Source organism: Halobacillus halophilus DSM 2266, from assembly GCF_000284515.1.
Classification (GTDB): Bacteria; Bacillota; Bacilli; order Bacillales; family Halobacillaceae; genus Halobacillus; species Halobacillus halophilus.
The window spans coordinates 139,948-166,247 of the sequence record NC_017668.1; the positions used below are offsets into that span (position 1 = coordinate 139,948).

The 26,300-nt window shown below is 43.1% G+C and carries 40 protein-coding genes and 1 pseudogene; 40 read left to right on the forward strand and 1 reads right to left on the reverse strand.

The window, feature by feature from the left end; all coding sequences use genetic code 11:
• Positions 1-34 precede the first annotated feature (34 nt).
• The 39 genes and pseudogenes from fusA (at position 35) to rpsI (ending at position 23,252) form a co-directional block, all read left to right on the forward strand.
• Complete coding sequence (gene fusA, locus HBHAL_RS00720; RefSeq protein ID WP_014641418.1) at positions 35-2,113, forward strand: elongation factor G; 2,079 nt, start codon at positions 35-37, stop codon at positions 2,111-2,113.
• A gap of 133 nt (positions 2,114-2,246) precedes the next feature.
• Complete coding sequence (tuf, locus tag HBHAL_RS00725) at positions 2,247-3,437, forward strand: elongation factor Tu (protein WP_014641419.1); 1,191 nt, start codon at positions 2,247-2,249, stop codon at positions 3,435-3,437.
• A gap of 408 nt (positions 3,438-3,845) precedes the next feature.
• Complete coding sequence (gene rpsJ / locus HBHAL_RS00730; protein ID WP_014641420.1) at positions 3,846-4,154, forward strand: 30S ribosomal protein S10; 309 nt, start codon at positions 3,846-3,848, stop codon at positions 4,152-4,154.
• 31 nt (positions 4,155-4,185) lie between these two features.
• Positions 4,186-4,818 carry a 50S ribosomal protein L3 gene (gene rplC, locus HBHAL_RS00735; protein ID WP_014641421.1) on the forward strand — a complete coding sequence of 211 codons (633 nt, stop codon included), beginning with the start codon at positions 4,186-4,188 and terminating at the stop codon, positions 4,816-4,818.
• 22 nt (positions 4,819-4,840) lie between these two features.
• Positions 4,841-5,464 carry a 50S ribosomal protein L4 gene (rplD, locus tag HBHAL_RS00740; RefSeq protein WP_014641422.1) on the forward strand — a complete coding sequence of 208 codons (624 nt, stop codon included), beginning with the start codon at positions 4,841-4,843 and terminating at the stop codon, positions 5,462-5,464.
• Positions 5,464-5,751: a 50S ribosomal protein L23 gene (rplW, locus tag HBHAL_RS00745; RefSeq protein ID WP_014641423.1), complete on the forward strand. Its 288-nt coding sequence runs from the start codon at positions 5,464-5,466 to the stop codon at positions 5,749-5,751. The genes rplD and rplW overlap by 1 nt, the downstream gene beginning before the upstream one ends.
• A gap of 34 nt (positions 5,752-5,785) precedes the next feature.
• The gene (rplB, locus tag HBHAL_RS00750) at positions 5,786-6,619 is read left to right on the forward strand and encodes a 50S ribosomal protein L2 (RefSeq protein ID WP_014641424.1); all 834 of its coding nucleotides are present in this window, start codon (positions 5,786-5,788) and stop codon (positions 6,617-6,619) included.
• Positions 6,620-6,676: 57 nt separating this feature from the next.
• On the forward strand, positions 6,677-6,955 hold the full coding sequence (gene rpsS / locus HBHAL_RS00755) for a 30S ribosomal protein S19 (RefSeq protein ID WP_014641425.1): 279 nt from the start codon (positions 6,677-6,679) through the stop codon (positions 6,953-6,955).
• A 19-nt stretch (positions 6,956-6,974) separates the two neighbouring features.
• A complete protein-coding gene (gene rplV, locus HBHAL_RS00760; protein ID WP_014641426.1) occupies positions 6,975-7,316 on the forward strand; it encodes a 50S ribosomal protein L22 in 342 nt (113 codons plus the stop codon).
• A 3-nt stretch (positions 7,317-7,319) separates the two neighbouring features.
• Positions 7,320-7,986: pseudogene (gene rpsC / locus HBHAL_RS00765) on the forward strand (30S ribosomal protein S3).
• Positions 7,980-8,414: a 50S ribosomal protein L16 gene (gene rplP / locus HBHAL_RS00770; RefSeq protein ID WP_014641428.1), complete on the forward strand. Its 435-nt coding sequence runs from the start codon at positions 7,980-7,982 to the stop codon at positions 8,412-8,414. The pseudogene rpsC and the gene rplP overlap by 7 nt, the downstream one beginning before the upstream one ends.
• Positions 8,404-8,604: a 50S ribosomal protein L29 gene (gene rpmC, locus HBHAL_RS00775; RefSeq protein ID WP_008636054.1), complete on the forward strand. Its 201-nt coding sequence runs from the start codon at positions 8,404-8,406 to the stop codon at positions 8,602-8,604. The genes rplP and rpmC overlap by 11 nt, the downstream gene beginning before the upstream one ends.
• Positions 8,605-8,628: 24 nt before the next feature.
• On the forward strand, positions 8,629-8,892 hold the full coding sequence (gene rpsQ, locus HBHAL_RS00780; RefSeq protein ID WP_014641429.1) for a 30S ribosomal protein S17: 264 nt from the start codon (positions 8,629-8,631) through the stop codon (positions 8,890-8,892).
• Positions 8,893-8,934: 42 nt separating this feature from the next.
• Entirely contained in the window at positions 8,935-9,303 is a 369-nt protein-coding gene (rplN, locus tag HBHAL_RS00785; protein ID WP_014641430.1) for a 50S ribosomal protein L14, read from the forward strand.
• A gap of 39 nt (positions 9,304-9,342) precedes the next feature.
• Positions 9,343-9,654 (forward strand): 50S ribosomal protein L24, encoded by a 312-nt coding sequence (gene rplX / locus HBHAL_RS00790; protein ID WP_014641431.1) that lies wholly within the window; start codon positions 9,343-9,345, stop codon positions 9,652-9,654.
• Between the two features lie 26 nt (positions 9,655-9,680).
• Positions 9,681-10,220 carry a 50S ribosomal protein L5 gene (gene rplE, locus HBHAL_RS00795; RefSeq protein WP_014641432.1) on the forward strand — a complete coding sequence of 180 codons (540 nt, stop codon included), beginning with the start codon at positions 9,681-9,683 and terminating at the stop codon, positions 10,218-10,220.
• A gap of 26 nt (positions 10,221-10,246) precedes the next feature.
• On the forward strand, positions 10,247-10,432 hold the full coding sequence (locus tag HBHAL_RS00800; RefSeq protein WP_014641433.1) for a type Z 30S ribosomal protein S14: 186 nt from the start codon (positions 10,247-10,249) through the stop codon (positions 10,430-10,432).
• 30 nt (positions 10,433-10,462) lie between these two features.
• The gene (rpsH, locus tag HBHAL_RS00805) at positions 10,463-10,861 is read left to right on the forward strand and encodes a 30S ribosomal protein S8 (RefSeq protein WP_014641434.1); all 399 of its coding nucleotides are present in this window, start codon (positions 10,463-10,465) and stop codon (positions 10,859-10,861) included.
• Between the two features lie 31 nt (positions 10,862-10,892).
• Positions 10,893-11,429 (forward strand): 50S ribosomal protein L6, encoded by a 537-nt coding sequence (rplF, locus tag HBHAL_RS00810; RefSeq protein ID WP_014641435.1) that lies wholly within the window; start codon positions 10,893-10,895, stop codon positions 11,427-11,429.
• A 35-nt stretch (positions 11,430-11,464) separates the two neighbouring features.
• Entirely contained in the window at positions 11,465-11,827 is a 363-nt protein-coding gene (gene rplR, locus HBHAL_RS00815) for a 50S ribosomal protein L18 (RefSeq protein WP_014641436.1), read from the forward strand.
• Between the two features lie 20 nt (positions 11,828-11,847).
• Entirely contained in the window at positions 11,848-12,345 is a 498-nt protein-coding gene (rpsE, locus tag HBHAL_RS00820) for a 30S ribosomal protein S5 (protein ID WP_014641437.1), read from the forward strand.
• 18 nt (positions 12,346-12,363) lie between these two features.
• A complete protein-coding gene (gene rpmD / locus HBHAL_RS00825) occupies positions 12,364-12,549 on the forward strand; it encodes a 50S ribosomal protein L30 (protein WP_014641438.1) in 186 nt (61 codons plus the stop codon).
• 27 nt (positions 12,550-12,576) lie between these two features.
• A complete protein-coding gene (gene rplO / locus HBHAL_RS00830) occupies positions 12,577-13,017 on the forward strand; it encodes a 50S ribosomal protein L15 (protein WP_014641439.1) in 441 nt (146 codons plus the stop codon).
• Positions 13,017-14,309, forward strand: coding sequence for a preprotein translocase subunit SecY (gene secY, locus HBHAL_RS00835; protein WP_014641440.1), 1,293 nt, complete (start codon positions 13,017-13,019; stop codon positions 14,307-14,309). Before rplO ends, secY begins: the two co-directional genes overlap by 1 nt.
• 41 nt (positions 14,310-14,350) lie before the next feature.
• Positions 14,351-15,004: an adenylate kinase gene (locus HBHAL_RS00840; protein WP_014641441.1), complete on the forward strand. Its 654-nt coding sequence runs from the start codon at positions 14,351-14,353 to the stop codon at positions 15,002-15,004.
• On the forward strand, positions 15,001-15,747 hold the full coding sequence (gene map, locus HBHAL_RS00845; RefSeq protein WP_014641442.1) for a type I methionyl aminopeptidase: 747 nt from the start codon (positions 15,001-15,003) through the stop codon (positions 15,745-15,747). Before HBHAL_RS00840 ends, map begins: the two co-directional genes overlap by 4 nt.
• Before the next feature lie 16 nt (positions 15,748-15,763).
• Positions 15,764-16,099 carry a KOW domain-containing RNA-binding protein gene (locus HBHAL_RS00850; protein ID WP_014641443.1) on the forward strand — a complete coding sequence of 112 codons (336 nt, stop codon included), beginning with the start codon at positions 15,764-15,766 and terminating at the stop codon, positions 16,097-16,099.
• Entirely contained in the window at positions 16,077-16,295 is a 219-nt protein-coding gene (gene infA / locus HBHAL_RS00855) for a translation initiation factor IF-1 (RefSeq protein WP_014641444.1), read from the forward strand. The genes HBHAL_RS00850 and infA overlap by 23 nt, the downstream gene beginning before the upstream one ends.
• A gap of 29 nt (positions 16,296-16,324) precedes the next feature.
• Positions 16,325-16,438, forward strand: coding sequence for a 50S ribosomal protein L36 (gene rpmJ / locus HBHAL_RS00860; RefSeq protein WP_002509257.1), 114 nt, complete (start codon positions 16,325-16,327; stop codon positions 16,436-16,438).
• A 23-nt stretch (positions 16,439-16,461) separates the two neighbouring features.
• A complete protein-coding gene (gene rpsM / locus HBHAL_RS00865) occupies positions 16,462-16,827 on the forward strand; it encodes a 30S ribosomal protein S13 (RefSeq protein ID WP_014641445.1) in 366 nt (121 codons plus the stop codon).
• 29 nt (positions 16,828-16,856) lie between these two features.
• Positions 16,857-17,252: a 30S ribosomal protein S11 gene (gene rpsK, locus HBHAL_RS00870; RefSeq protein WP_014641446.1), complete on the forward strand. Its 396-nt coding sequence runs from the start codon at positions 16,857-16,859 to the stop codon at positions 17,250-17,252.
• 177 nt (positions 17,253-17,429) lie between these two features.
• Entirely contained in the window at positions 17,430-18,374 is a 945-nt protein-coding gene (locus HBHAL_RS00875) for a DNA-directed RNA polymerase subunit alpha (protein ID WP_014641447.1), read from the forward strand.
• Between the two features lie 43 nt (positions 18,375-18,417).
• Positions 18,418-18,777, forward strand: a complete 360-nt coding sequence (gene rplQ, locus HBHAL_RS00880) for a 50S ribosomal protein L17 (RefSeq protein WP_014641448.1) — start codon at positions 18,418-18,420, stop codon at positions 18,775-18,777.
• 197 nt (positions 18,778-18,974) lie between these two features.
• Entirely contained in the window at positions 18,975-19,814 is an 840-nt protein-coding gene (locus tag HBHAL_RS00885) for an energy-coupling factor ABC transporter ATP-binding protein (RefSeq protein ID WP_014641449.1), read from the forward strand.
• Complete coding sequence (locus tag HBHAL_RS00890; RefSeq protein WP_014641450.1) at positions 19,790-20,662, forward strand: energy-coupling factor ABC transporter ATP-binding protein; 873 nt, start codon at positions 19,790-19,792, stop codon at positions 20,660-20,662. The genes HBHAL_RS00885 and HBHAL_RS00890 overlap by 25 nt, the downstream gene beginning before the upstream one ends.
• Entirely contained in the window at positions 20,655-21,452 is a 798-nt protein-coding gene (locus HBHAL_RS00895; RefSeq protein ID WP_014641451.1) for an energy-coupling factor transporter transmembrane component T family protein, read from the forward strand. Before HBHAL_RS00890 ends, HBHAL_RS00895 begins: the two co-directional genes overlap by 8 nt.
• A 15-nt stretch (positions 21,453-21,467) precedes the next feature.
• Complete coding sequence (gene truA / locus HBHAL_RS00900; protein WP_014641452.1) at positions 21,468-22,211, forward strand: tRNA pseudouridine(38-40) synthase TruA; 744 nt, start codon at positions 21,468-21,470, stop codon at positions 22,209-22,211.
• Between the two features lie 191 nt (positions 22,212-22,402).
• Positions 22,403-22,840, forward strand: coding sequence for a 50S ribosomal protein L13 (rplM, locus tag HBHAL_RS00905; protein WP_014641453.1), 438 nt, complete (start codon positions 22,403-22,405; stop codon positions 22,838-22,840).
• A gap of 19 nt (positions 22,841-22,859) precedes the next feature.
• Positions 22,860-23,252: a 30S ribosomal protein S9 gene (gene rpsI / locus HBHAL_RS00910; RefSeq protein WP_014641454.1), complete on the forward strand. Its 393-nt coding sequence runs from the start codon at positions 22,860-22,862 to the stop codon at positions 23,250-23,252.
• A gap of 172 nt (positions 23,253-23,424) precedes the next feature.
• Here rpsI and HBHAL_RS00915 read toward each other — a convergent pair whose 3' ends face one another.
• On the reverse strand, positions 23,425-25,080 hold the full coding sequence (locus HBHAL_RS00915; protein WP_014641455.1) for a BMQ_0737 family morphogenetic spore coat protein: 1,656 nt from the start codon (positions 25,078-25,080) through the stop codon (positions 23,425-23,427).
• Between the two features lie 420 nt (positions 25,081-25,500).
• Between HBHAL_RS00915 and cwlD the strand changes: the two genes are divergently transcribed.
• Entirely contained in the window at positions 25,501-26,229 is a 729-nt protein-coding gene (gene cwlD / locus HBHAL_RS00920; RefSeq protein ID WP_014641457.1) for an N-acetylmuramoyl-L-alanine amidase CwlD, read from the forward strand.
• The last annotated feature ends 71 nt before the right edge of the window (positions 26,230-26,300 follow it).

Genomic DNA, 26,300 nt, shown 5'->3' on the forward strand with positions numbered 1-26,300 from the left:
CAAATAACCTTACAATTGGAAAGGAGAAAGAATCATGCCTAGAGAGTTCTCCTTGGAAAGAACACGTAATATCGGTGTAATGGCTCACATTGATGCTGGTAAAACAACAGCCACCGAGCGTATTCTTTTCTACACAGGACGTATCCACAAGATTGGTGAAACTCACGAAGGAGCTTCCCAAATGGACTGGATGGAGCAGGAACAGGAGCGCGGAATTACCATTACTTCCGCAGCGACCACTGCTCAATGGAGAGATCACCGTATTAACATCATTGACACACCAGGACACGTAGACTTCACAGTTGAGGTTGAACGTTCCCTGCGTGTACTTGATGGTTCTGTAGCTGTACTAGATGCTCAGTCTGGTGTTGAACCACAGACGGAAACAGTATGGCGTCAAGCGACAACTTACGGTGTACCCCGTATTGTGTTCGTAAACAAGATGGATAAAGTAGGGGCAGATTTCATCTACTCCCTTGGTACTCTGCAAGAGCGCCTTGGAGCTAATGCGGCTGCCGTACAACTTCCAATAGGAGCAGAAGATGAATTCGAAGGAATCATCGACTTGATTACTATGGAAGCTTACTATTACATGGATGACTTGGGTACTCGTGCAGAATCACGCCCGATTCCAGATGAATACAAAGAGCAAGCTGAAGAGTACCGCACAAAACTTCTTGAAGCTGTAGCGGAACTTGATGAAGACTTGATGATGCAATACCTTGAAGGGGAAGAAATCTCGAATGAGCAGCTTAAAGCTGCCGTTCGTACAGCTACTCTAAGCGTTGATTTCTATCCTGTCTTCTGTGGTTCTGCTTTCAAAAACAAAGGTGTTCAGCTATTGATTGATGGAGTAATTGATTACCTTCCATCTCCACTGGATGTACCTCCAATTGAAGGTCATGTTCCGCAGACAGATGAGCCTGTTGTTCGTAAAGCTGACGACAACGCTCCGTTCTCTGCGCTGGCTTTTAAAGTCGCGACAGACCCTTATGTAGGTAAACTAACATTCTTCCGCGTATATTCTGGTAAGCTTAACGCTGGTTCATACGTGAAGAACTCCACGAAAGATAAGCGTGAACGTGTAGGTCGTATCCTGCAAATGCACGCCAACTCTCGTGAAGAGATCTCAACAGTTTATGCCGGTGATATCGCTGGTGCTGTTGGACTTAAAGATACGGGTACAGGCGACACTCTATGTGATGAAAAGAGTCTTGTTATTCTTGAATCTATGGAATTCCCTGAGCCGGTTATCTCTGTAGCTATCGAACCGAAATCCAAAGCCGACCAAGATAAAATGGCAATTGCCCTTGGTAAGCTTGCGGAAGAGGATCCGACTTTCCAAACTGAAACAAACGTGGAAACTGGTCAAACGATTATTGCTGGTATGGGTGAGCTTCACCTTGACATTATCGTGGACCGTCTCCGCCGTGAGTTTAAAGTTGAAGCGAATATCGGTGCTCCACAGGTTGCTTACCGTGAGACATTCCGTGCTAGCGCTCAAGTTGAAGGTAAATTCGTACGCCAGTCCGGTGGCCGTGGACAATTCGGTCACGTATGGGTTGAATTCGAACCTAACGATGAAGGTGCTGGATTTGAATTCGTAAACAAGATCGTTGGTGGTGTAGTACCGCGTGAATACATCCCATCCGTAGAACAGGGAATCAAAGAATCCTTGGATAACGGAGTATTAGCCGGTTACCCAATGGTCGACATCAAAGCCACTCTATATGATGGCTCATACCACGATGTTGACTCCAATGAAATGGCCTTTAAGGTTGCCGCATCAATGGCTCTTAAAGAAGCTAAAAACAAATGTAAACCAGTTCTTCTTGAACCAATGATGAAAGTTGAAGTAGTCATTCCGGAAGAATACATGGGCGATATCATGGGTGACGTAACTTCACGTCGTGGACGTGTAGAAGGTATGGAAACTCGTGGTAACGCACAGGTTGTTAAAGCATTTGTACCACTATCCGAAATGTTTGGTTATGCGACATCGCTTCGCTCCAACACACAAGGACGTGGAACTTACACGATGCACTTTGACCACTACGAAGAAGTGCCGAAGAGCATCTCAGAAGAAATCATCAAGAAAAATTCTGGTGAGTAATTGATTTTTTTGACGAGTTGAAGTATAACTTGTAATGTAAGCTTAGGAGCGTGGTTTAGATGCTCGCTCCTGAGCTTCATATAAATATTTCAATTTAAATATATCGCTACTTAATTAAAGGAGGAAATATACTATGGGTAAAGAAAAATTCGACCGGTCCAAGTCCCACGTTAACATTGGTACAATTGGACACGTTGACCACGGTAAAACAACACTAACTGCAGCAATCACTACAGTACTTCACAAGCGTTCTGGATCTGGATCTGCAATGGCTTATGACATGATCGACGGTGCTCCTGAAGAGCGCGAACGTGGAATCACAATCTCAACTGCACACGTTGAGTACGAAACTGAAAACCGCCACTATGCACACGTTGACTGCCCAGGTCACGCTGACTATGTTAAAAACATGATCACTGGTGCTGCTCAAATGGACGGCGCGATCCTAGTTGTATCTGCAGCTGACGGTCCAATGCCACAAACTCGTGAGCACATCCTGCTTTCTAAAAACGTAGGTGTACCAGCAATCGTTGTATTCCTTAACAAAGTTGACATGGTAGACGACGAAGAGCTTCTTGAACTAGTAGAAATGGAAGTTCGTGATCTACTTTCTGAGTATGACTTTGATGGTGACGATGCTCCAGTAATCAGCGGTTCTGCTCTTAAAGCACTTGAAGGCGAAGAGCAGTACGAGCAAGCAATCTATGACCTTATGGATGCTGTTGATGAGCACATCCCAACTCCAGATCGTGACACTGACAAACCATTCATGATGCCAGTTGAGGACGTATTCTCAATCACTGGTCGTGGTACTGTTGCAACAGGCCGTGTTGAGCGTGGACAAGTTAAAGTCGGTGACGATGTTGAAATCATCGGTATGGCTGAAACAGCTCGCAAGACTACCGTTACTGGTGTTGAAATGTTCCGTAAGCTTCTAGACTATGCTGAAGCAGGCGACAACATCGGTGCACTACTACGTGGTGTTAACCGTGAAGATATCAACCGCGGTCAAGTTCTAGCTAAACCTGGTTCTATCACGCCACACACAAACTTCAAAGCTGAAGTTTACGTACTAGCTAAAGACGAAGGTGGACGTCATACTCCATTCTTCTCAAACTACCGCCCACAGTTCTACTTCCGTACTACGGACGTAACTGGTGTCATTCAACTTCCAGAAGGTGTAGAAATGGTTATGCCTGGCGATAACGTTGAAATGACTGTTGAACTTATTTCCCCAATCGCGATTGAAGACGGAACTCGTTTCTCAATCCGTGAAGGTGGACGTACAGTAGGTTCTGGCGTTGTTAGTGAAATCACTAAATAATTGCTGAATAATTGAGTGAGCAGCAGCTGAAAAGCTGCTGCTCATTTTTTGTGGGAAAATGGTTGAAATAAGGGTTTTCTTTTGTTGTAATGGAAGATGGAAATTTTGGAGCGAAATATAATCTTCATCGCAATAAGTTCAGTTTGTTTTATAAGCAGCACCTAATAATAGAGAAACCCTTGAATTTGATCTGAAAGGTTAGTATAATGATTTAGGTGTTCATATATAAAAATTATGGATTTATCCTTGCATTGACCGGATTTCTTCTATATAATGAGTAATGTTGGTCATAAAAGGCGATGAAGCGAAAGGTTGTTGACACACCCGGCCCCTTTGCCATGGCTAGTGAGTCAAGTTTTTTCGCGGAGAATGTCTATTTCAAAAATGGGCGAAGAAGGAGGGAAAATAATGGCAAAAGAGAAAATTCGTATTCGTTTAAAAGCGTATGATCATAGGGTTTTAGATCAATCAGCTGAGAAGATTGTAGACACAGCGAAGCGTTCTGGAGCTAATGTATCTGGTCCAATTCCGCTTCCAACTGAACGTTCTATCTATACAGTACTTCGTGCTACACACAAGTACAAAGATGCTCGTGAACAGTTTGAAATGCGCACGCACAAACGTCTTATCGACATTGTCAATCCAACACCACAGACCGTTGATTCATTGATGCGTTTGGATCTACCATCTGGTGTGGATATCGAAATCAAATTATAAATAAAACTGAACTATATAGGAGGTGTAACGGATGACGAAAGGAATCTTAGGACGCAAAGTCGGCATGACTCAAATCTTTTCTGAAGACGGTGAGTTAATTCCAGTAACAGTTGTACAAGCTGAGCCAAACGTTGTTCTTCAAAAGAAAACAACAGGAAATGACGGCTATGAAGCAATCCAACTTGGTTTTGCTGATGAAAAATCAAATCGTTTGAAAAAAGCAGCTAAAGGTCATGCTGAAAAAGCAAACACAACACCTAAGCGCTACGTTCGTGAATTCCGTAATGCAAACCTTGATGACTACGAACTTGGTCAAGAGGTTAAGGTGGATATTTTCGAAGCTGGTGATGTGATTGATGTTACAGGAACTTCAAAAGGTAAAGGATTTCAGGGTGCAATTAAGCGCCATAACCAATCTACTGGACCTATGACACACGGTTCCCGCTATCACCGTCGTCCAGGTACAATGGGTCCAATTGATCCAAACCACGTACTAAAAGGCAAAAAATTGCCAGGACAAATGGGTAGCGAAACAGTAACCCTTCAAAACCTTGAGGTAGTTAGAGTTGACGCTGAACGTAACTTGCTGCTTATCAAAGGTAATGTACCAGGTGCGAAAAAATCGTACGTTAAAGTCTCAAGTGCAATCAAGGCTAGCAAATAATTAACGGAAGGGAGGATATGTCATGCCTAAAGTAGCACTATTAAACCAAAGCGGCTCTAATGTTGGAGATGTCGAATTGAATGATGCCGTATTTGGGATCGAACCTAATACTCACGTATTACACGAAACTGTGTTGATGCAGCGCGCGAATCTTCGCCAAGGCACACACAAAGTTAAAGGGCGTTCTGAAGTGAGCGGCGGTGGACGTAAGCCATGGCGCCAAAAAGGTACTGGCCGTGCACGTCAAGGATCCATCCGTGCCCCGCAATGGGTTGGCGGTGGAGCTGTATTTGGTCCGTCACCACGCAGTTATAGCTACACAATGCCTAAAAAAGTACGTCGCTTAGCTCTACAGTCTGCTTATTCTTCTAAAGTAAAAGAAGAGAACATTATCGTTCTTGAGAGTCTATCTCTAGACGCTCCAAAAACTAAAGAAGTAGTAAGCCTTCTTAAAGCTCTAGATGTAAACGAAAAGGCATTGATTGTCACAGCAGAGAAAGATGAAAATGTAACTCTTTCTTCTAACAATATCCCTACAGTGAAAAGTTCATCTGTAGAAGAAGTAAGTGTGTTAGACTTACTAACGCATGATAAGCTGATCCTAACGAAGGAAGCAGCCGAAAAAGCAGGGGAGGTGCTCTCATAATGAAAGAACCACGTGATATTATTAAGCGCCCTGTCATAACTGAGCAATCTGCTGACCTTATGGGAGAAAAGAAATATACGTTTGAAGTTAGCCCAGCCGCTAACAAAACTGAAATTAAAAAAGCAGTTGAAGAAATCTTTAATGTAAGTGTTGATTCAGTTAACACGATGAACCTTAAAGGTAAATTTAAACGTATGGGTCGCTATGGCGGCTACCGTTCTGATCGTAAGAAAGCAGTAGTTACTTTGACTGAAGACAGCGAAGAACTAGAATTCTTTGAAGTATAAACTATAAATCTTAATTAAAAAGGAGGGAAAAAAGATGGCGATTAAAAAGTTCCGACCAATTACAAATGGTCGCAGACACATGTCAGTATCTGATTTCGCTGAAATTACCACTGACAAACCTGAACGCTCCCTTGTTACTCCACTTCACAAACGTGGTGGACGTAATAACCAAGGTAAGCTGACAGTTCGTCATCAAGGCGGAGGTCACAAGCGTCAATACCGTATCATCGACTTTAAACGTGATAAAGATGGAATACCTGGACGCGTTGCTACGATTGAATACGATCCGAACCGCTCCGCTAACATTGCGCTAATCAACTACGTTGATGGAGAAAAGCGTTATATCCTGGCTCCAAAAGGAGTGAAGGTTGGCACGGAAATCATTTCTGGTGTAGGTGCAGATATCAAACCAGGTAACTCTCTTGCATTGAAAGATATTCCTGTAGGTACAATCATTCACAACGTAGAACTTAAGCCTGGACGCGGAGGGCAGCTTGTACGTTCTGCAGGCGCATCTGCTCAAATTCTAGGTCGTGAAGAAAAATACACTCTTGTTCGCTTAACTTCTGGTGAAGTTCGCCTCGTACTAAGCACTTGCCGTGCAACAATCGGTCAAGTTGGTAACCTTGAGCACGAACTAATCAGCGTTGGTAAAGCTGGACGTTCCCGCTGGCAAGGCAAGCGCCCAACCGTACGTGGTTCTGTTATGAACCCTAGTGATCACCCACACGGTGGTGGTGAAGGCCGTGCGCCAATCGGTATGCCTTCTCCTGTTACTCCATGGGGTAAACCAACTCTTGGTTACAAGACAAGAAAACGCAACAAGCAGTCTGATAAATATATCGTTCGTAGAAGAGGTAAAAAATAACGGAATTGTCGGGCGGGCGATAATACCCGTCTTTCAATTGCGAAGGGAGGTTTATTCATGGGCCGCAGCCTGAAAAAGGGACCTTTTGTAGATGATCATTTAATGAAAAAAGTTGAGAAGTTGAACGAAGACAGTAAACACCAAGTGGTGAAGACATGGTCTCGTCGTTCTACCATCTTCCCTAACTTTGTCGGACACACAATTGCCGTTTATGACGGACGTAAACACGTACCAGTTTATGTGACAGAAGATATGGTCGGACATAAGCTAGGTGAATTCGCGCCAACCCGTACGTTCAAGGGACACTCTGGCGATGACAAGAAAACAAAACGCTAAGTAGAGAGGAGGCACTCTAATGCAAGCTAAAGCAGTTGCTAAAACCGTTCGCATCGCTCCTCGCAAAGCCCGATTAGTTATCGATCTGATTCGGGGGAAAGAGGTAGGTGAAGCGCTCGCGACATTGAATCTAAAACAGCGCGGCGCATCTCCAGTAGTTGAGAAACTTCTTAACTCTGCGATTGCAAATGCAGAACACAATTATGAAATGGATCCGGAGAATTTATATGTTTCCGAAGCGTTTGTTAATGAAGGTGTAACTCTTAAACGTTTCCGCCCACGTGCGATGGGACGTGCAAGCCAAATTAATAAACGTACCAGCCACATTACAGTGGTCGTATCAGAAAAAAAGGAGGGATAATCAGTGGGTCAAAAAATTAATCCAGTAGGTCTTCGTATCGGCGTCATCCGTGATTGGGAATCCAAATGGTACGCTGGCAAAGACTACGCAGACTTGTTACATGAAGATATTAAGATTCGTGAATTTGTTGAAAAACGTCTAAAAGACGCTGCTATTTCTACTGTTGAAATTGAACGTGCAGCTAACCGCGTAAACATCACCGTACACACGGCGAAACCAGGTATGGTTATCGGTAAAGGCGGCTCTGAAGTTGAAGCGCTTCGTAAAGCTCTCAATGACTTGACCGGCAAACGCGTTCACATTAACATTGTGGAAGTTAAAAAGCCTGATTTGGATGCTACACTTGTAGCTGACAATATCGCTCGTCAGTTAGAAAACCGTGTTTCTTTCCGTCGTGCTCAAAAACAAACACTTCAACGCGCTATGCGTGCAGGAGCCAAAGGTATTCGTACCCAAGTATCTGGTCGTCTAGGTGGCGCGGATATCGCTCGTGCAGAATATTACAGTGAAGGAACAGTACCACTACACACACTTCGTGCAGACATCGATTATGGAACTGCAGAAGCAGACACCACTTACGGAAAACTTGGTGTAAAAGTGTGGATCTACCGTGGAGAAGTCCTTCCAACTAAAACAGACAAGTAAGGAAGGGGGAAAAGCATTATGTTAATGCCAAAACGTGTTAAATATCGTAAACAGCACCGTACTAGCTTAAAAGGCCGTGCAAAAGGCGGTACTGAAGTATCATTCGGAGAATATGGTTTGCAAGCTATCGATCCAGCGTGGATCACAGCCCGTCAAATCGAGGCATCGCGTATTGCGATGACTCGTTATATGAAACGTGGCGGTAAAGTTTGGATCAAAATCTTCCCTGACAAGCCTTATACTGCTAAACCCCTAGAAGTTCGTATGGGTTCCGGTAAAGGTGCTCCAGAAGGTTTCGTAGCTGTAGTGAAACCAGGGAAAATCATGTTTGAAATCGCAGGAGTTTCTGAAGAGGTGGCACGCGAAGCACTTCGCCTTGCATCTCACAAACTTCCGATTCGTACTAAATTTGTAAAACGTGAAGAAATTGGTGGTGAAATCAATGAAGGCTAATGAAATCCGCGAATTAACCACTGCCGAAATTGAACAAAAAGTTAAGTCTCTAAAAGAAGAACTTTTTAACCTGCGCTTTCAGCTGGCAACAGGTCAACTTGAGAACACTGCACGTATTCGTGAAGTTCGCAAGTCCATTGCACGCATGAAAACTGTTGCTCGTGAACGTGAGCTAGGCGTAAATAACTAATAGATGAGAGGAGGTCACCCTCACATGACTGAACGTAACAATCGTAAAGTTTACACTGGCCGTGTCGTATCTGACAAAATGGATAAAACCATCACTGTCTTAGTTGAAACTTACAAATTCCACAAACTTTATGGCAAACGCGTAAAGTATTCTAAAAAATTCAAGACTCATGACGAAAATAACCAGGCTAAAACTGGAGATGTTGTCCGTATTATGGAAACTCGTCCGCTATCAGCAACGAAACGTTTCCGCCTGCTAGAAGTAGTAGAAGAGTCCGTAATTATCTAATTAAAGTTCGCTCGGAGTTAATCCGAAGGGAGGTTACATGGTATGATTCAACAGGAGTCTCGTTTAAAAGTTGCAGACAACTCTGGTGCCCGTGAAATCCAAACGATTAAAGTTTTGGGCGGATCTGGTCGTAAAACAGCAAATATCGGTGACATTATCACCGCAACTGTGAAACAAGCAACACCAGGGGGCGTTGTTAAAAAAGGTGAGGTAGTTAAAGCAGTTATCGTACGTTCTAAAAGCGGTATGCGCCGTAAAGATGGTTCTTACATTCGTTTCGATGAAAACGCAGCAGTAATCGTTCGTGATGATAAAGGACCGCGCGGTACCCGTATCTTTGGACCGGTAGCTCGTGAACTTCGTGAAGCTAAATTCATGAAGATCGTATCTCTAGCTCCAGAAGTATTATAATGTTCGAACGAAATGCCTTGTTAAGGAGGTGCGCGAAGCATGCACGTAAAAAAAGGTGACAAAGTAATGGTTATTACTGGTAAGGATAAAGGCAAGCAAGGGACGATCCTTGAAGCTTATCCTAAAAAGGAACGTGTTCTTGTAGAAGGTGTTAACGAAGTTAAAAAACACGCTAAACCATCACAAGAAAATCCCCAAGGTGGAATCCTGACACAGGAAGCATCTATCCACGTTTCTAACGTATTACCGATCGATCCTAAGACTGGCGAGCCAACACGTGTTGGATACAAAGTCGAGGACGGTAAGAAAGTTCGTATCGCGAAAAAATCTGGTGAAGCACTAGATAAATAATCCAGATATGAAAGGAGGGCCACACGATGAACGAACTACAAAAACAATATCAAGAAGAAATTGTTCCATCTTTGATGAACAAATTTGAATATGAGTCAGTTATGCAGACGCCTAAAGTCGAGAAAATCGTTATCAACATGGGTGTTGGTGATGCTGTTCAGAACGCAAAAGCTCTGGATACAGCAGTAGAAGAATTAACATTAATTTCAGGTCAAAAACCTGTCATTACGAAAGCTAAGAAATCAATCGCAGGTTTCCGTCTACGTGAAGGTATGCCTATCGGTGCAAAAGTTACCCTTCGCGGAGAGCGTATGTATGAATTCTTCCAAAAGCTTATCTCAGTATCTCTACCACGTGTGCGTGACTTCCGTGGTATTTCTAAAAAAGCTTTTGATGGACGTGGAAACTACACACTTGGCGTTAAAGAACAATTAATTTTCCCAGAAATTAATTACGATAAAGTAAATAAAGTGCGTGGTATGGACATCGTTATCGTTACAACAGCTGATTCTGACGAAGAAGCTCGTGAGCTATTGACTCAATTCGGTATGCCGTTTCAGAAATAACGATCTAACCATAAGGAGGGAAAATAGTGGCTAAAAAATCTATGGTCGCGAAACAGAAGCGTAACCAGAAGTATCAAGTACGTGAGTACACACGCTGTGAACGTTGCGGACGTCCTCACTCTGTACTTCGTAAGTTTAAGCTTTGCCGTATTTGTTTCCGTGAACTTGCATATAAAGGACAAATCCCTGGTGTCAAAAAAGCCAGCTGGTAAACCCGAGACAGGGAAGGAGGTAAATGAGTTATGACAATGACAGATCCAATTGCAGATATGCTTACGCGTATTCGTAACGCTAACATGGTACGTCACGAGAAGCTTGAGCTTCCAGCTTCCAACATGAAGAAAGAAATTGCTGACATTCTAAAACGTGAAGGTTTTGTACGTGATTATGAATATGTTGAAGACAGTAAACAAGGCGTTCTTCGCATCTTCCTTAAATACGGACAAAGCAACGAACGTGTAATCAGCGGGCTGAAACGTATCAGTAAACCAGGACTACGTGTTTACGCAAAAGCTGAAGAGCTTCCAAAAGTTCTTAATGGACTTGGTATAGCCGTAGTATCTACTTCAAAAGGTGTATTAACAGATAAAGAAGCTCGTGAACAAGCCATCGGTGGCGAAGTCCTAGCTTATATCTGGTAGAAAACTCAGATAAGACAGGAGGTGCAAAAATATGTCTCGCGTAGGTTTAAAAACATTAGAAATTCCTGAAGGTGTAGAAATCAATCAGGATAACAATACGATCACAGTAAAAGGTCCAAAAGGCGAATTGACTCGTACTTTCCACAAGGACATGACAGTGAAGATTGAAGATAATGTTCTTTCAGTAGAGCGTCCTAGTGACCACAAAGAACATCGTGCTCTTCACGGTACTACCCGCAGCCTGATCGCTAACATGGTTGAAGGTGTTTCCAAAGGATACGAAAAATCCCTTGAAATTATTGGTGTAGGTTACCGTGCTCAAAAGCAGGGAGAAAAAGTAGTTATTAACGCTGGCTATTCCCACCCTGTTGAGGTCCCGAACCGCGAAGGTATTGAAATTGAAGTCCCTACCAACACGAAATTAACCATCAAAGGTATCGACAAAGAATTAGTCGGAGCTGTTGCTGCCAAAATTCGTGCGATCCGTCCACCAGAACCTTATAAAGGTAAAGGTATTCGTTACCAGGGTGAGCGTGTACGCAGTAAAGAAGGTAAAACAGGTAAGTAAGATTCGTAGGTAATGTATAGAAAGGAGTGACCCAGATGATCACAAAGGCAGATAAGAATGTCGTTCGTAAAAAGCGTCATGCACGCGTTCGTAAGAATGTTTTCGGAACAGCTGAACGTCCGCGTTTGAACGTGTATCGCTCTAACAAACACATTTATGCTCAATTAATCAATGACGAGAGCCAAGTAACTGTAGCGAGCGCATCTACTATGGAAAACGGCTTTGATCTAGACGTAACAGGTAACGTAGAAGCTGCTCAAAGAGTCGGCGAATTGCTTGCGAAGCGTGCGGTTGATAACGGTTATGATATCGTAGTATTTGACCGCGGAGGTTACTTGTACCATGGACGTGTGAAAGCTCTAGCAGAAGCCGCGCGTGAAGCCGGCCTACAATTTTAATCGTTAAAGGAGGGACATAAATGAATAACAAAATTGACCCTAATAAATTAGATCTTGAAGAACGCGTAGTAACAATCAATCGTGTTGCAAAAGTTGTAAAAGGCGGACGCCGTTTCCGTTTTGCTGCATTGGTTGTTGTAGGAGATAAAAATGGTCATGTAGGTTTTGGTACAGGAAAAGCTCAAGAAGTACCAGAAGCTATCAAGAAGGCAATTGATGATGCTAAGAAAAACCTAATCACAGTACCAATTAAAGATACGACTATTCCACACGAGATTACTGGACGTTTCGGTGCAGGAAGCATCTTGATGAAACCAGCTGCTGAAGGTACTGGAGTCATCGCAGGTGGACCTGTCCGTGCGGTACTTGAGCTTGCAGGTGTCCAAGACATCCTTTCTAAGTCACTAGGTTCTAACACACCTATTAACATGGTGCGTGCAACACTTACTGGACTTAGCGAGCTTAAGCGCGCAGAAGACGTTGCAAGACTTCGTGGGAAGTCCGTAGAAGAACTGTAGGATAAGGAGGGAAATATAATGGCTAAAAAACAATTAGAAATTACCCTCACGCGCAGTGTTATTAGTAGACCGAAGGATCAACGCTCTACTGTCAAGGCGCTGGGTCTGAATAAGATCCGCCAAACTGTCGTACTTGAAGATAACCCAGCGATCCGAGGTATGGCTAATAAGGTATCTCACCTTGTATCGATTAAAGAAGTTTAACTAGAAAAGAAATAAGGAGGTGCTCGCATGAAACTGCATGAACTAAAAGCGGCAAAAGGCGCTCGTAAAGAACGTAATCGTGTAGGTCGTGGAATGGCTTCTGGAAATGGTAAAACATCCGGTCGTGGCCACAAAGGACAGGGTCAGCGCTCTGGCAGCAAAACTCGTCCAGGCTTCGAAGGTGGACAAATGCCACTATTCCAGCGTCTTCCAAAACGTGGTTTCACTAACGTACACCGTAAGGAATTTGCGATTATCAACCTTGATGCTCTTAACCGTTTTGAAGAGGGAACAGAGGTTACTCCTGAACTAATGCTTGAATCTGGTGCGGTAAGCAACCAAAAATCCGGAATTAAAGTTCTTGGTAAAGGATCTATCGATAAAAAACTTACAGTGAAAGCTCATAAGTTCTCTGCTTCAGCGAAAGAAGCAATTGAAGCAGCGGGCGGTCAAACTGAGGTGATTTAATGTTCCGTACAATCTCCAATTTTATGCGCGTGGGTGATATTCGGCGGAAAATCTTTTTCACTTTAGCTATGCTGATCGTATTCCGGTTAGGGACATTCATCCCTGTACCATTTACAAACAGAGATGCTATTAACTTCATGGATGAACAAAACGCTTTCGGCTTTTTGAACACATTTGGAGGCGGGGCATTACAGAACTTCTCCATCTTTGCCATGGGGATCATGCCTTACATTACAGCCTCAATCATCATGCAATTGTTACAGATGGATGTTGTCCCTAAGTTTGCGGAATGGAAAAAGCAAGGTGAAGTCGGCCGTCGAAAATTAGCTCAGTTTACCCGCTATGGAACGATCGCTCTCGCTTTCATTCAGGCAATTGGAATGTCGATTGGTTTTAATGCTCTGGCAGGCGGTCAGTTGATCGCGGATCCAGGCGTAACGAAATTCCTGGTAATTGCTCTGGTATTAACAGGCGGAACAGCTTTCCTTATGTGGCTTGGTGAACAAATCACATCCCACGGCGTCGGAAATGGTATTTCCATTCTGATTTTTGCGGGTATTGTAGCTGCGATTCCTACCGGTGTAAACCAGTTGTATGATCAGTATATCTCCGGTGCAGGAGAGCAACTGTTTATCAATCTTGTGATCATTGCGTTAATCGCACTTGTTATAGTAGCCGTTGTAGTTGGAGTTATTTTCATCCAGCAGGCATTGCGTAAAATTCCTATCCAGTATGCCAAGCGCTTGGTAAACCGTTCTCCTGTTGGAGGACATTCAACACATTTACCAATCAAGGTTAATGCTGCAGGAGTAATTCCAGTAATCTTCGCGATATCCTTTATTATCGCGCCTAGAACAGTAGCTGGATTCTTCGAAAATAGTGAAATAGCATCTGTTATTCAATATATCTTTGATTACCAGAATTGGCCTGGAATGATTATCTATGTAGCGTTGATCATTGCCTTCACTTATTTCTATACATTTGTTCAGGTTAACCCAGAACAAATGGCAGAGAACCTGAAGAAACAAGGCGGGTATATCCCGGGGATACGTCCTGGTGCAAATACAGAAACGTATTTGACACGAGTGATGTACCGGTTAACGTTTGTAGGATCTATCTTCCTGGCAGCTGTCTCAATCCTGCCGATCATCTTAGGTTCTGTGGCACAACTGCCGCCAACCGTTCAAATTGGCGGAACCAGCTTACTCATCGTTGTTGGGGTTGCTCTGGAAATGATGAAACAGCTGGAGAGTCAGCTTGTGAAACGTCACTATAAAGGTTTTATTAAATAATTAGTGAAGAACTAATGAATAATGAGAGCGAGGGGAACACGTTGAACTTAATTCTGATGGGTCTTCCTGGTGCTGGTAAAGGCACACAGGCAGAGAAGATAGTCGAAAAATATAACATCCCTCATATCTCAACTGGAGATATGTTCCGTTTAGCTATCAAAGAAGGAACAGCGCTAGGTAAGGAAGCAAAATCATATATGGACAAAGGCGAATTGGTTCCGGATGAAGTTACCATCGGAATCGTTCGCGAGCGTCTGAGCAAACCGGATTGTAAGGAAGGTTTTCTTCTGGATGGCTTTCCGAGAACCATTGCTCAAGCTGACGCCCTTGAGAATTTGTTAAGCGATATGGATGACACGTTAGATCATGTGCTTCATATTGATGTTCCAAAAGACCAACTCATCGAGCGTCTGACTGGACGACGCATCTGCCCGACTTGCGGTGCCACTTATCATGTAGTATTCAATCCTCCAAAAGAGGAAGGGAAATGCGATCATGATGGCTCTGAGTTGATTCAGCGAGAAGACGATCAACCGGAAACTGTAAGGAAGCGCCTTGAAGTGAATGTGGAACAACAGCAGCCACTTCTGGACTTCTATCGCGACAAAGGATATTTAGTGTCTTTTGAAGGGGATAAGGATATCAACGACGTATTCAAAAACATTGATGAAGTACTTGGAGACCTATCTAAATGATTAGTTGTAAAACACCACGGGAATTAGATATCATGCGTGAAGCTGGCAGGATAGTCGCCTTAACGCACCAGGAGCTGGAAAGAAATATCCACCCAGGCATAACGACTGGCGAATTGGATAAGATTGCTGATGATTTCATACGCAGTATGGATGCAATCCCATCTTTTAAAGGTTATAATGGATTCCGTGGTAGTATTTGCACGTCGGTCAATGAAGAGCTCGTCCATGGATTACCTGGTGATCGGGTATTGGATGAAGGAGATATTATCAGTATTGATATTGGTGCTAAACACCAAGGTTATCATGGTGACTCGGCTTGGACGTACCCAGTCGGCACTGTAGATGATAAAACATTGGATTTGCTAAAAGTGACAGAGACATCATTGTTCAAAGGACTTGATGAAGCAAACCCGGGTGAGCGCCTTTCAAATATATCCCATGCCATTCAAAGCTACGCAGAATCGAAAGGATATTCGATTGTACGTGAGTATGTGGGACACGGAGTAGGCAAGGAGCTTCATGAGGATCCCCAGATACCTCATTACGGTCCGCCGAATAAAGGTCCTCGACTCAAGCCTGGAATGGTATTGGCTGTAGAACCAATGGTGAACGCGGGGACACGTTACGTGAAAACCCTGCCAGATCGTTGGACTGTGGTCACAAAAGATGGTAAAATGTGTGCGCATTTTGAACACACCATCGCGATTACAGAAGAGGGTTACGAAGTATTAACTAAATCCTAAATGAAGGTGATCGTGTTTGAACGAATCTGAGTCGAGTCCACGAATAGGTCAAATTGTTCGTATTGTGCAGGGGCGTGAGGCAGGACAGTATGCGGTAGTTATCGATGTACTGGATGGCCGCTTTGTGCTGCTTGCCGACGGAGAGAAACGTAAGTATGATCGACCAAAGAAAAAGAATTTGCAGCATATTGAGCTTATGGATTTCATCTCTCCGGAAGTCCAGAACAGCCTTCTAGAAACTGGTCGTGTCACAAATGGCAAGCTTCGATTTGCCGTATCAAAATATGTCAATGAAGCAGTGACTGATTTGAAGAAGGGAGATCAACTCGATGGCGAAAGACGATGTAATTGAAGTTGAGGGGACAATCGTTGAAACCTTACCAAATGCACAATTTAAGGTTGAACTCGAGAACGGTCATACCGTATTAGCACACGTTTCTGGTAAAATTCGCATGCGCTTCATTCGAATTCTGCCAGGGGACAAAGTGACGGTTGAGCTATCCCCGTATGATTTAAGTAAAGGACGTATTACGTACCGTTATAAATAAAAACTCCGATCTTAAAGGAGGTATGGATGATGAAGGTAAGGCCTTCTGTAAAACCAATTTGCGAAAAATGCAAAGTCATCAAACGAAAAGGTAAAGTCATGGTAATCTGTGAAAACCCTAAGCATAAACAAAAACAAGGTTAATCTGAAGGAGGTGTACGTAGCACATGGCACGTATAGCAGGTGTAGACGTTCCGCGCGATAAGCGCATCGTCGTTTCATTAACTTATATCTATGGTGTTGGTAAATCACTAGCTGCTGAGATTCTGGCTGAAGCCGGCGTTTCAGAGAACACTCGTGTTCGCGATCTTACAGAAGACGAACTTGCTAAGATTCGTAAAGCAGTTGATAACCAAAACGTTGAAGGTGATCTTCGCCGTGAGAACTCTCTAAACATTAAACGTTTGATTGAGATCGGTTCTTACCGTGGAATCCGTCACCGCCGCGGGCTTCCGCTTCGTGGACAAAAGACAAAAAACAACTCTCGTACACGTAAAGGCCCACGTCGTACAGTGGCCAACAAGCGTAAATAAACGAAAGATAAAGGAGGTAAGCTAACCTTATGGCACGTAAAGGACACACACGTACTCGTAAACGTAAGGCGAAAAAGAATATAGAGTCGGGAATGGCACACATCCGCTCTACATTCAACAACACAATCGTTACGATCACTGATGTTCAAGGAAACGTCATCAGCTGGAGCAGTTCAGGTTCCCTTGGTTTCAAAGGATCCCGTAAATCTACTCCATTTGCTGCTCAAATGGCTTCAGAAGCTGCAGCGAAAGATGCTATGGACAACGGTATGAAAACTCTAGAAGTTACAGTTAAAGGCCCTGGTGCAGGTCGTGAAGCAGCGATCCGTTCACTACAAGCAGCTGGTCTTGATATCACGGCAATCCGTGACGTGACTCCAGTTCCACACAATGGTTGCCGTCCACCAAAACGTCGTCGCGTATAATAGTTCTGAATAGAATTTGTCACCCTGTCTATAATGGGTTATGATAGGTTTTTAAATCAAGCGCATGTAGACAGTGAAAAAAGCAGTTGTCTTGTATCGGAACTGCCTACCTGAGGAATTTCGGTTAGACCAAAGTCTAACCGGGGTTTCGACGTTTTGAAGGAGGGTTTAGTGTAAATGATCGAAATTGAAAAGCCAAAAATTGAAACGGTTGAGATCAGCGATGAGTCCACTTTTGGTAAGTTCGTCGTAGAACCGCTTGAGCGTGGGTATGGTACAACTCTAGGTAACTCCTTGCGTCGTATCCTATTATCCTCACTTCCTGGCTCTGCTGTAACATCAGTTCAAATTGAGGGTGTTCTTCACGAATTCTCGACTATTGATGGTGTCGTAGAAGATGTAACCACTGTCATTTTGAATTTGAAGAAACTAGCTTTGAAAGTTTATTCTGACGAAGAAAAGACTTTAGAGATTGATGTGCAGGGTGAAGGAAAAGTCACAGCTGCAGATATTACGCATGATAGTGATGTTGAAGTTCTTAACCCGGATCTTCATATCGCCACATTAGATAGCACAGCTAATCTTCGCATGCGTATTACAGCGGAACGTGGTCGAGGATATCGACCTGCAGAAGGAAACAACCATGAGGACCTGCCAATTGGCGTGATCCCGGTTGATTCAATCTTTACGCCAGTATCCCGTGTAACGTATCAAGTTGAAAATACAAGAATTGGTCAAACTTCAAACTTCGATAAACTTACTTTGGACGTGTGGACAGACGGAAGCATTCGTCCCGAAGAAGCCATTTCTCTTGGAGCTAAGATCTATATGGAGCACCTCAATATCTTTGTCGGCTTAACGGATGAAGCTCAAAAAGCTGAAATCATGGTTGAAAAAGAAGAGGACCAAAAAGAGAAAGTTCTTGAGATGACGATTGAAGAGCTTGATCTTTCCGTTCGTTCATACAACTGCTTGAAGCGTGCTGGTATTAACACAGTACAGGAACTTGCGAATAAGTCGGAAGAAGATATGATGAAAGTCCGAAACCTTGGACGCAAGTCACTTGAAGAAGTGAAGTATAAGTTGGATGAACTTGGACTAGGTTTAAGAAAAGAAGACTGATTAATAGAGCATCACAGAGTTAACGGTAAGGGAGGGATTATCAATGGCTAGAAAACTAGGACGTACAACTGATCAACGTTTGGCGCTTCTTCGCAACTTAGCGACCGACTTGATCATTCATGAGCGTTTAGAAACAACAGAAGCTAAAGCAAAAGAGCTTCGTTCTGTGGTAGAAAAAATGATTACTCTAGGTAAACGCGGCGATCTTCATGCCCGTCGTCAAGCTGAGTCATTCCTCTATAAGGCTGACGCTGATGAAGAAGGAGATCAAACAGCTTTACAAAAGCTATTCTCTGACATTGGCCCACGCTATGAGGACCGTCAAGGTGGTTACACTCGCGTGCTTAAGCTAGGCGAGCGTAAAGGTGATGGAGCTAAAATGGCGATCATTGAATTAGTTTAATGACTACCACTGGTATAAAAGGGCAGGAATGAATCTCATCGTGAGGTTGAATCCAGCCCTTTTTTTATTTGTCAAAAATACTATATCTACTTCGGCCTGAAGGTCTCAAAAATATGTTATGGATGTAAGCAAAGGTCTGAAATCCAGAAATATGTCGTATTTCCTGGGAAATAGTCAGATGAGTGGAGGGGAAATGTATGGGGAACACTCAGATCGAGTTTAGAAATGTTTCATTTCGGTACCAGGAAGATATGCCGTGGGTTCTGAAAGACGTAAGTTTTACGATTTATAATAATGAATGGGTAGCGATGATTGGGCATAACGGCTCCGGGAAATCTACCATTGCTAAGTTAATGAACGGTTTGTTATTTCCTCAAGAAGGGGAAATCTTAGTAGATGGTCAGCCTGTTACCGCTTCTACTGTATGGGATATACGGAGGAAAGTAGGAATGGTTTTTCAGAATCCGGACAACCAGTTTGTCGGTACCACTGTTAGAGATGACGTAGCTTTTGGTATGGAGAATCACGGTATGGCAAGAGACTTAATGTTAGAACGTATTACAGAGAGCTTAGAAGCCGTTGGGATGAATGGTTATGAACGCCATGAACCTCATCGGCTTTCCGGAGGGCAAAAACAAAGAGTCGCCATTGCCAGTGTTCTAGCCGTATCGCCCCAATATATTATTCTGGATGAAGCAACTGCTATGCTTGATCCTAAAGGTCGAAAAGAAATTATGGAAACCATTCGTGAAGTGCAATCCGAGCGGGACCTCTCCCTCATCACTATTACTCATGATTTATTAGAAGTTACGCAGGCGGACAGGGTGATTGTAATGAATAAGGGAGAGATTTGGATGGAAGGCACTCCAAGAGAGCTCTTCACGAAGAAGAAACAATTAATTGAAATTGGCTTAGATACTCCTTTTGTAAGCAAACTGGCAGATGAATTAAAGGATGCTGGTCTGCCTCTAACACGTGAGCCACTTAATCACCAGGAGTTACTGGAGGAATTATGGACATTTCATTCAACAAGGTAAGTTACACCTATCAACCCAATACCCCATTTGAGCACCGAGCGTTGGATGAGGTGTCCTTTAGGATCAACTCCGGTTCCTACGTCGCTGTAATAGGTCATACAGGATCAGGTAAATCAACTCTTATACAGCATTTGAATGGATTGCTTCAGCCGACTAGTGGTGAGGTGAAAGTTGGAGAGTATCATCTTAAGGCTAATAAAAAAAACAAGCAGCTTAGAAAGCTTCGTGAACAAGTGGGAGTCGTTTTTCAGTACCCAGAGCACCAATTATTCGAGGAAACCGTAGCAAAGGATATTGCATTTGGTCCTCAAAACTTTGGGGTGCCGCAAGAAGAAATCCACCGAAGAACACGAGAAGCCGTAAAAGCAACTCAAATTCATGAGGACCTTCTCGAACGATCTCCTTTTGACCTAAGCGGAGGTCAAATGCGTCGGGTAGCTATTTCGGGAGTTCTTGCCATGGATCCGCGAGTACTTGTGCTTGATGAGCCCACCGCAGGTCTGGATCCTAATGGCCAAGAAGAAATTATGAATATGTTCCATCGACTGCATAAAGATAAGCAGCTTACTACGATCTTAGTCACTCACAGCATGGAAGATGCACTTGCTTATGCTGATCACATTGTGATTCTCAATCAGGGTAAGGTGTATATGGAAGGTGCTCCGCTGGAGATCTTTAAACAACAACAAGCGCTTGAGGATGTGCAGCTGGATGTGCCTGAGGTTATACAGTTTGTAACAAAAGTCAGGAATCAGCTCGGAGTTGAACTTGAATACACGGGTCAGAGCATAGCAGAATTAGCAAAGGAATTAACCCGTATAGTGAAAGGGGACCGGGTGTATGAGTAATTCAATGATCATCGGTCAGTATATTCCGGGTGATTCGTTTGTTCACCGGCTGGATCCAAGGTCTAAAATTGCGATTATTTTTTTCTTTGTCATCATTGTGTTTTTTGCTAATTCTGTTATGAGTCATGGACTTCTTGCTTTTTTTGCTATCGGAAGTGCTGCCACTTCGCGTATCCCGCTAAGTTATATTATGAAGGGCCTTAAGCCTGTATGGTTTTTGGTAATTTTCACTTTCCTGCTTCACCTTATAGTAACCAAACAGGGAGAGGTATTGGTTAGTATATTAGGGTGGGAAATATATGAAGAGGGTCTCATTCAGGGAGCTGCCATATCCCTTCGATTCTTTCTATTAATCATGGTGACGTCCCTTTTAACATTTACTACTACACCTATTGAAATTACGGATGCGATAGAAGAGCTGTTAGGCCCCTTGAAAAAAGTGAACTTTCCTGTACACGAACTAGCCTTAATGATGTCTATTTCTCTAAGATTCATTCCTACTCTTATGCAAGAAACAGAGAAAATATCAAAAGCACAGGCTTCCCGGGGAGTAGATTTCCGCACAGGCTCATTTAAGGACCGTGTGAAGGCGGTAATCCCTCTATTGGTACCTTTGTTTGTCAGTGCTTTTAAAAGAGCTGAGGAGCTTGCTATGGCCATGGAAGCGCGAGGTTATCAAGGCGGTGAAGGCCGGACAAAATTAAGAGAGCTCCAGTTAGGTAAATCAGATGTCTATTTATATATCATGTTCATTTTATTAGTGATCGGGCTTTTCTTAACCAGAAGTTAAATGGAGGAAAACGTTTTGCAGCGAATACGATGTATCATTCAATATGACGGTACCAACTATGCGGGGTATCAAGTTCAACTAAATGGAAAAACCGTACAGGAGAAGTTAGAAAAAGTCCTTACTAAAATTCATAAGGGCCGGAAAATAAAAGTGATAGCTTCTGGGCGAACGGACTCTGGGGTTCATGCGATCGGACAAGTCATTCATTTTGATACCGAGCTGAAGCTTCCAATGGAGAATTGGAAACGTGCCCTCGCTACTATGCTTCCTGCAGACATTACGGTAACAAAGGCTGAACCGGTAAGCAGCGATTTTCATGCTCGCTACGATACCACTGGAAAAGAATACCGCTATTTCATTTGGAATTCTAAAGAACCAAATATTTTTAAGCGCCATTATTATTATCATATTAGAAAAGAATTGGATGTCCCCGCTATGAAAGAAGCTTGCCGCTATATAGAAGGGGAGCATAACTTTACTTCTTTTTGTTCACCAAAGTCTGATGTGAAAGGAAGCAAAGTACGCACCATTCATCAGGCTTCTGTAGTTCAGAAAGGTGAAGAACTCATCTTTCAGTTCAAAGGTTCAGGTTTTTTGTATAATATGGTGAGGATCATCGTAGGTACATTGCTTGAAGTAGGGCATCACGAAAGAGAACCAGCAGATATTCCGTCTATTTTAGAGAAAGAGAATCGTGAATTCGCAGGAAATACGGCTCCTCCGCATGGACTTTTCTTATGGAAGGTTGATTATGAATAAGGGCGGATAATAAATTTTTTTTATAATAACAACGATTCCTGGTGTGTATTCTCTTGACATTAGTAATAAGAGTGTTATATTATATTCTATGGCATTTTATTTCTATACCACGATTAGCCCCGGAAACTAATCGTATTTGAGATAAATAAACGAAGCTTTGTAAAAATTAACAATTCAGGAGGGAAACCGACATGCGCACAACTTTCATGGCAAATGAAAACAACGTGGAACGTAAATGGTATGTTGTGGATGCTGCAGGGCAGACACTTGGCCGTTTATCAAGCGAAGTTGCTGCGATCCTTCGCGGTAAAAATAAACCAACGTACACTCCCCATGTTGACACAGGTGATCATGTAATCATCATCAACGCAGGAGAGATTCAATTGACTGGTAACAAAATCAATGACAAGATCTACTATCGTCATTCAAACCACCCAGGTGGCTTGAAAGCCCGTTCAGCTAACGAAATGCGCACGAAATACCCAGAGCAAATGCTAGAACTTGCTGTTAAAGGTATGCTGCCAAAAGGAAGCCTTGGACGTAAGATGGGTAAGAAACTTCATGTTTATGCTGGTAACGAACACAAGCATGAAGCACAACAACCAGAAGTTTACGAACTTCGCGGATAATAAAAGGAGGTAATCAAGAGTGGCACAAGTACAATACTCCGGTACTGGACGTCGTAAGAAATCAACTGCTCGTGTACGTCTTGTTCCAGGAACTGGTCGTGTAGTAGTCAACAAACGTGATGCTGAAGACTTCTTTCCATATGAAACTCTTCGCATGATTCTGAAACAGCCTTTAGCTGTTACAGAAACAGAAGGTAACTATGATGTTTATGTAAACGTAGACGGTGGAGGATTCACTGGACAAGCTGGTGCAATCCGTCACGGTATCGCTCGTGCTTTGTTAGAAGCAGATCCAGAATACCGTACACCACTAAAACGCGCAGGATTGCTAACGCGTGACGCACGTATGAAAGAGCGTAAGAAATACGGTCTTAAAGGTGCTCGTCGTGCTCCACAGTTCTCCAAGCGTTAAGATATCAACATTTCAAAGGCTCTCAACCATTTTGGTTGGGGGTCTTTTTTTATTAATTATTAATATGTCCTAGCAACTAATTCGATAGGACCCTTACAATTATGTTCTTGTTATGAGGTGGCTAAATATGTAGAGAGAAAAACGTAATGAAGTGCTTTTCTCTCATTCTTCATTACTCTATTTCCTGGGGTGGTTCGTTGGGTTCGATATTACCTTCTAATTCAAAATCTTCTAGCCCCATATTAAAGTCTTCACCAGAAGCAGTAAATCCGACTGGAGCCACAGGTGAGATAATGTCTGTTTCTTCTCCCCAGGGCTGCTCAAAAACAAATCGATTGATAAGCACTTGGATCTGCCCCGGTTCTGGAGAAGTATCGCCGCCGGAACTGTAATCCACATACACAGCAAGCCAACCTGGGTTAGGGTTGGTTACATCATTCTCCTCAATAAGAATTGACTCTACCTCAGGAAATTCAAAAGGTAGGAAGACGATAGAGTTACCTCCTCGATCCTCATGATCGAATTCGTTCTCTCGAACCAAAATAGAGACATCTTCATAGTTTCTCGTGTCGAATAAGGCAAGCTGAGTATGTCGTTCCACCCTGTTCCTTTCGAGCCTCAATGTTCCTGCAAATCGGTCTTCTTCTAAGGCTCTTGCAAACGTGACTGTGCCACGGCTTAAATCACCGCCTCGAAAAGTATTGTCCTCAATGGCAGTTTCTCCTAAGGCCCCTTGAATCTCTAAAGATTCTTCATCTCCCGTATGAATGATAATGTTTCGTTCAAATATAAGGTCCTTTCCCTTTATACGGGCGGTTCGTTTTCCACCTTCGAGAATCGAATCACGGATGGCTATCCCTTCGTAATAATCTCCTGGTACTCGTTGAGGAATTTCTAGTAAGGTTTCCTCCTCCGCACCTTCGTCTGTTGTTCTGAAGAGAGAAAGCCTTTCTACAGTAATATTATCAGCGCGTAGTCTTAAGGCAGCGGCGTCAGGGAGGGTATCAGGGAAGGTTATTCTGGTCTGTTCCGCAGAGCTTCCACGAAGTGTTAAAGACTTATCAATGACTAGAGAAGTATCCTGAGGATAAGCTCCTGACGAAATGAGTAATGTGTCGCCCGAATTTGCATCTTCAACTGCGACATCAATAAAATCATAAAAGGTCCCTTGGTCCACGTTAAAGATGCGACCTGTAATGGCAGTTCTTGCAATCGCTAGCGTAGTATGAATTCCATCCTGAATCCAATCGTAAACTTTAGCTGCACGCATACATAGTTTTTCCCCTTGCTGTACAACTATAAGTGGGTTTGAAGAGAGGGGTGGATAGCTGGTGTGGTTCTCTACTACTCCACGACCGAACATTGCCGGGCATTGCGGGGGGAGAACTGGAGATGGGCAGGAATTTTCGATTTGCTGTGCTCTGGGATTACAGAAGACAGCATCCACGTCTAACGTTACTGTAGTAGACGACTTTACATCTAAACATAAGTCGATTACTACATTAACTTCTGAAGCGGTAACCGTACAAATCTCGCACGAGTATTCAATAACCTGGCAGTCGATGGCTGTTCCTTGAGGAGCGCATAAGTAATAACGGTCGCAAATACTAAATTCAACAGACACCGTAGTTTCGTCTTCAAAAGTAACCATCGCGGTTCCGGTGACCTGTAGATTGACTCGTTGGAGTGTAACGGTACTATCGTTGGGAAGGGTAAAGACTCTTTCTTGACGCCCGCCTCGCTGGGGGACTTCCCTATAAGTTAAATTCGTAATCATGCATGATATATTGTCCTCCGCTTGCTGGATTTGAGTTGCTTTGATTTTCATATTGTACCTCCTTTTCCAATACAAGCATCTGTTTTCAGATATAGTATTTATATGCGATCCAGCTATGGTTAGGGAGGCGATAATGTAAAATAGGCAGAACGCCAATATGTAAGGATTCGTTAACTATTATGAAAAATGACTATAAAAAACAGATCCATGTATTTAAAATTGTGAAGGTCGTTAGTGAATGGGCTATTGTTCCTTTTCTATTCTTTTTCAGAGATTGTTTATACGTGTGCAGGTCCACAAATGAAAATAGGAAATTCGCCAATGATATCGATAAAGCAAGTGAATCCAGCAAGTCTCACAGAGCGTAACCGAACTGCTGTATGAAGGGGTTACATAGACCAGCTATCACTTGTTCATATTCTTCACTCTTGTCCCATATAGTGAATTAGGGAGTTTAAGGAGTGTGGAAGAATGATCCGTAAAATGAAGACCACCTTATGGTTAGTGGGAATAATTATACTTGTTTGCCTTGTATCTTATCCACTGCAGGAAGCAAAAGATGCCTGGACACTGTGGTCATCTCCTCTATCTGGAAAGATTATTGTGCTTGATCCGGGACATGGAGGGGCTGATGGTGGAGCAGAAGGAACGGATGGTACACAGGAGAAAGACATCACCCTGCGTATGAGTGAATACTTGCGTGACTATCTACAGGAAGCAGGAGCACTTGTGTATTTAACCAGAAATGAAGATAAGGATCTGGCTTCTGAAAATGCCGGGAGTTTATCCAGGCGGAAATCAGAAGATATTCGTAACCGAGTTCAGTACATTAAAGAAAAAGAAGCGGACTTTTATTTAAGCATTCATTTAAACGCTATTCCATCTCCTAAATGGAGAGGAGCTCAGACTTTCTTTAATTCAAACAATCCCCAAAGTGAACACCTGGCTAAATTCATTCAATCTGAAATTAGAACGAATCTTGAAAACACTGACCGGCAGGCCATGGATTTGACCTCCATTTATCTGCTTAAGCATGTAGAGGCTCCGGGGGCACTTGTGGAAGCGGGATTTCTCTCGAACGGAGAAGAGCGGGAGCTGCTAAAATCGGAGGAATATCAAAGAAAGATGGCTGCCTCCATTTATCAGGGGGTACTTCGGTATGTGACCGAGAGAGAATATCCTTCTGAAAATGGATTGTAAGCAAATTACTTAGAAAGCGTTTCAGATATGTTATACTAGCATTATTGAACATTTCTAAGGATGGTGAACGG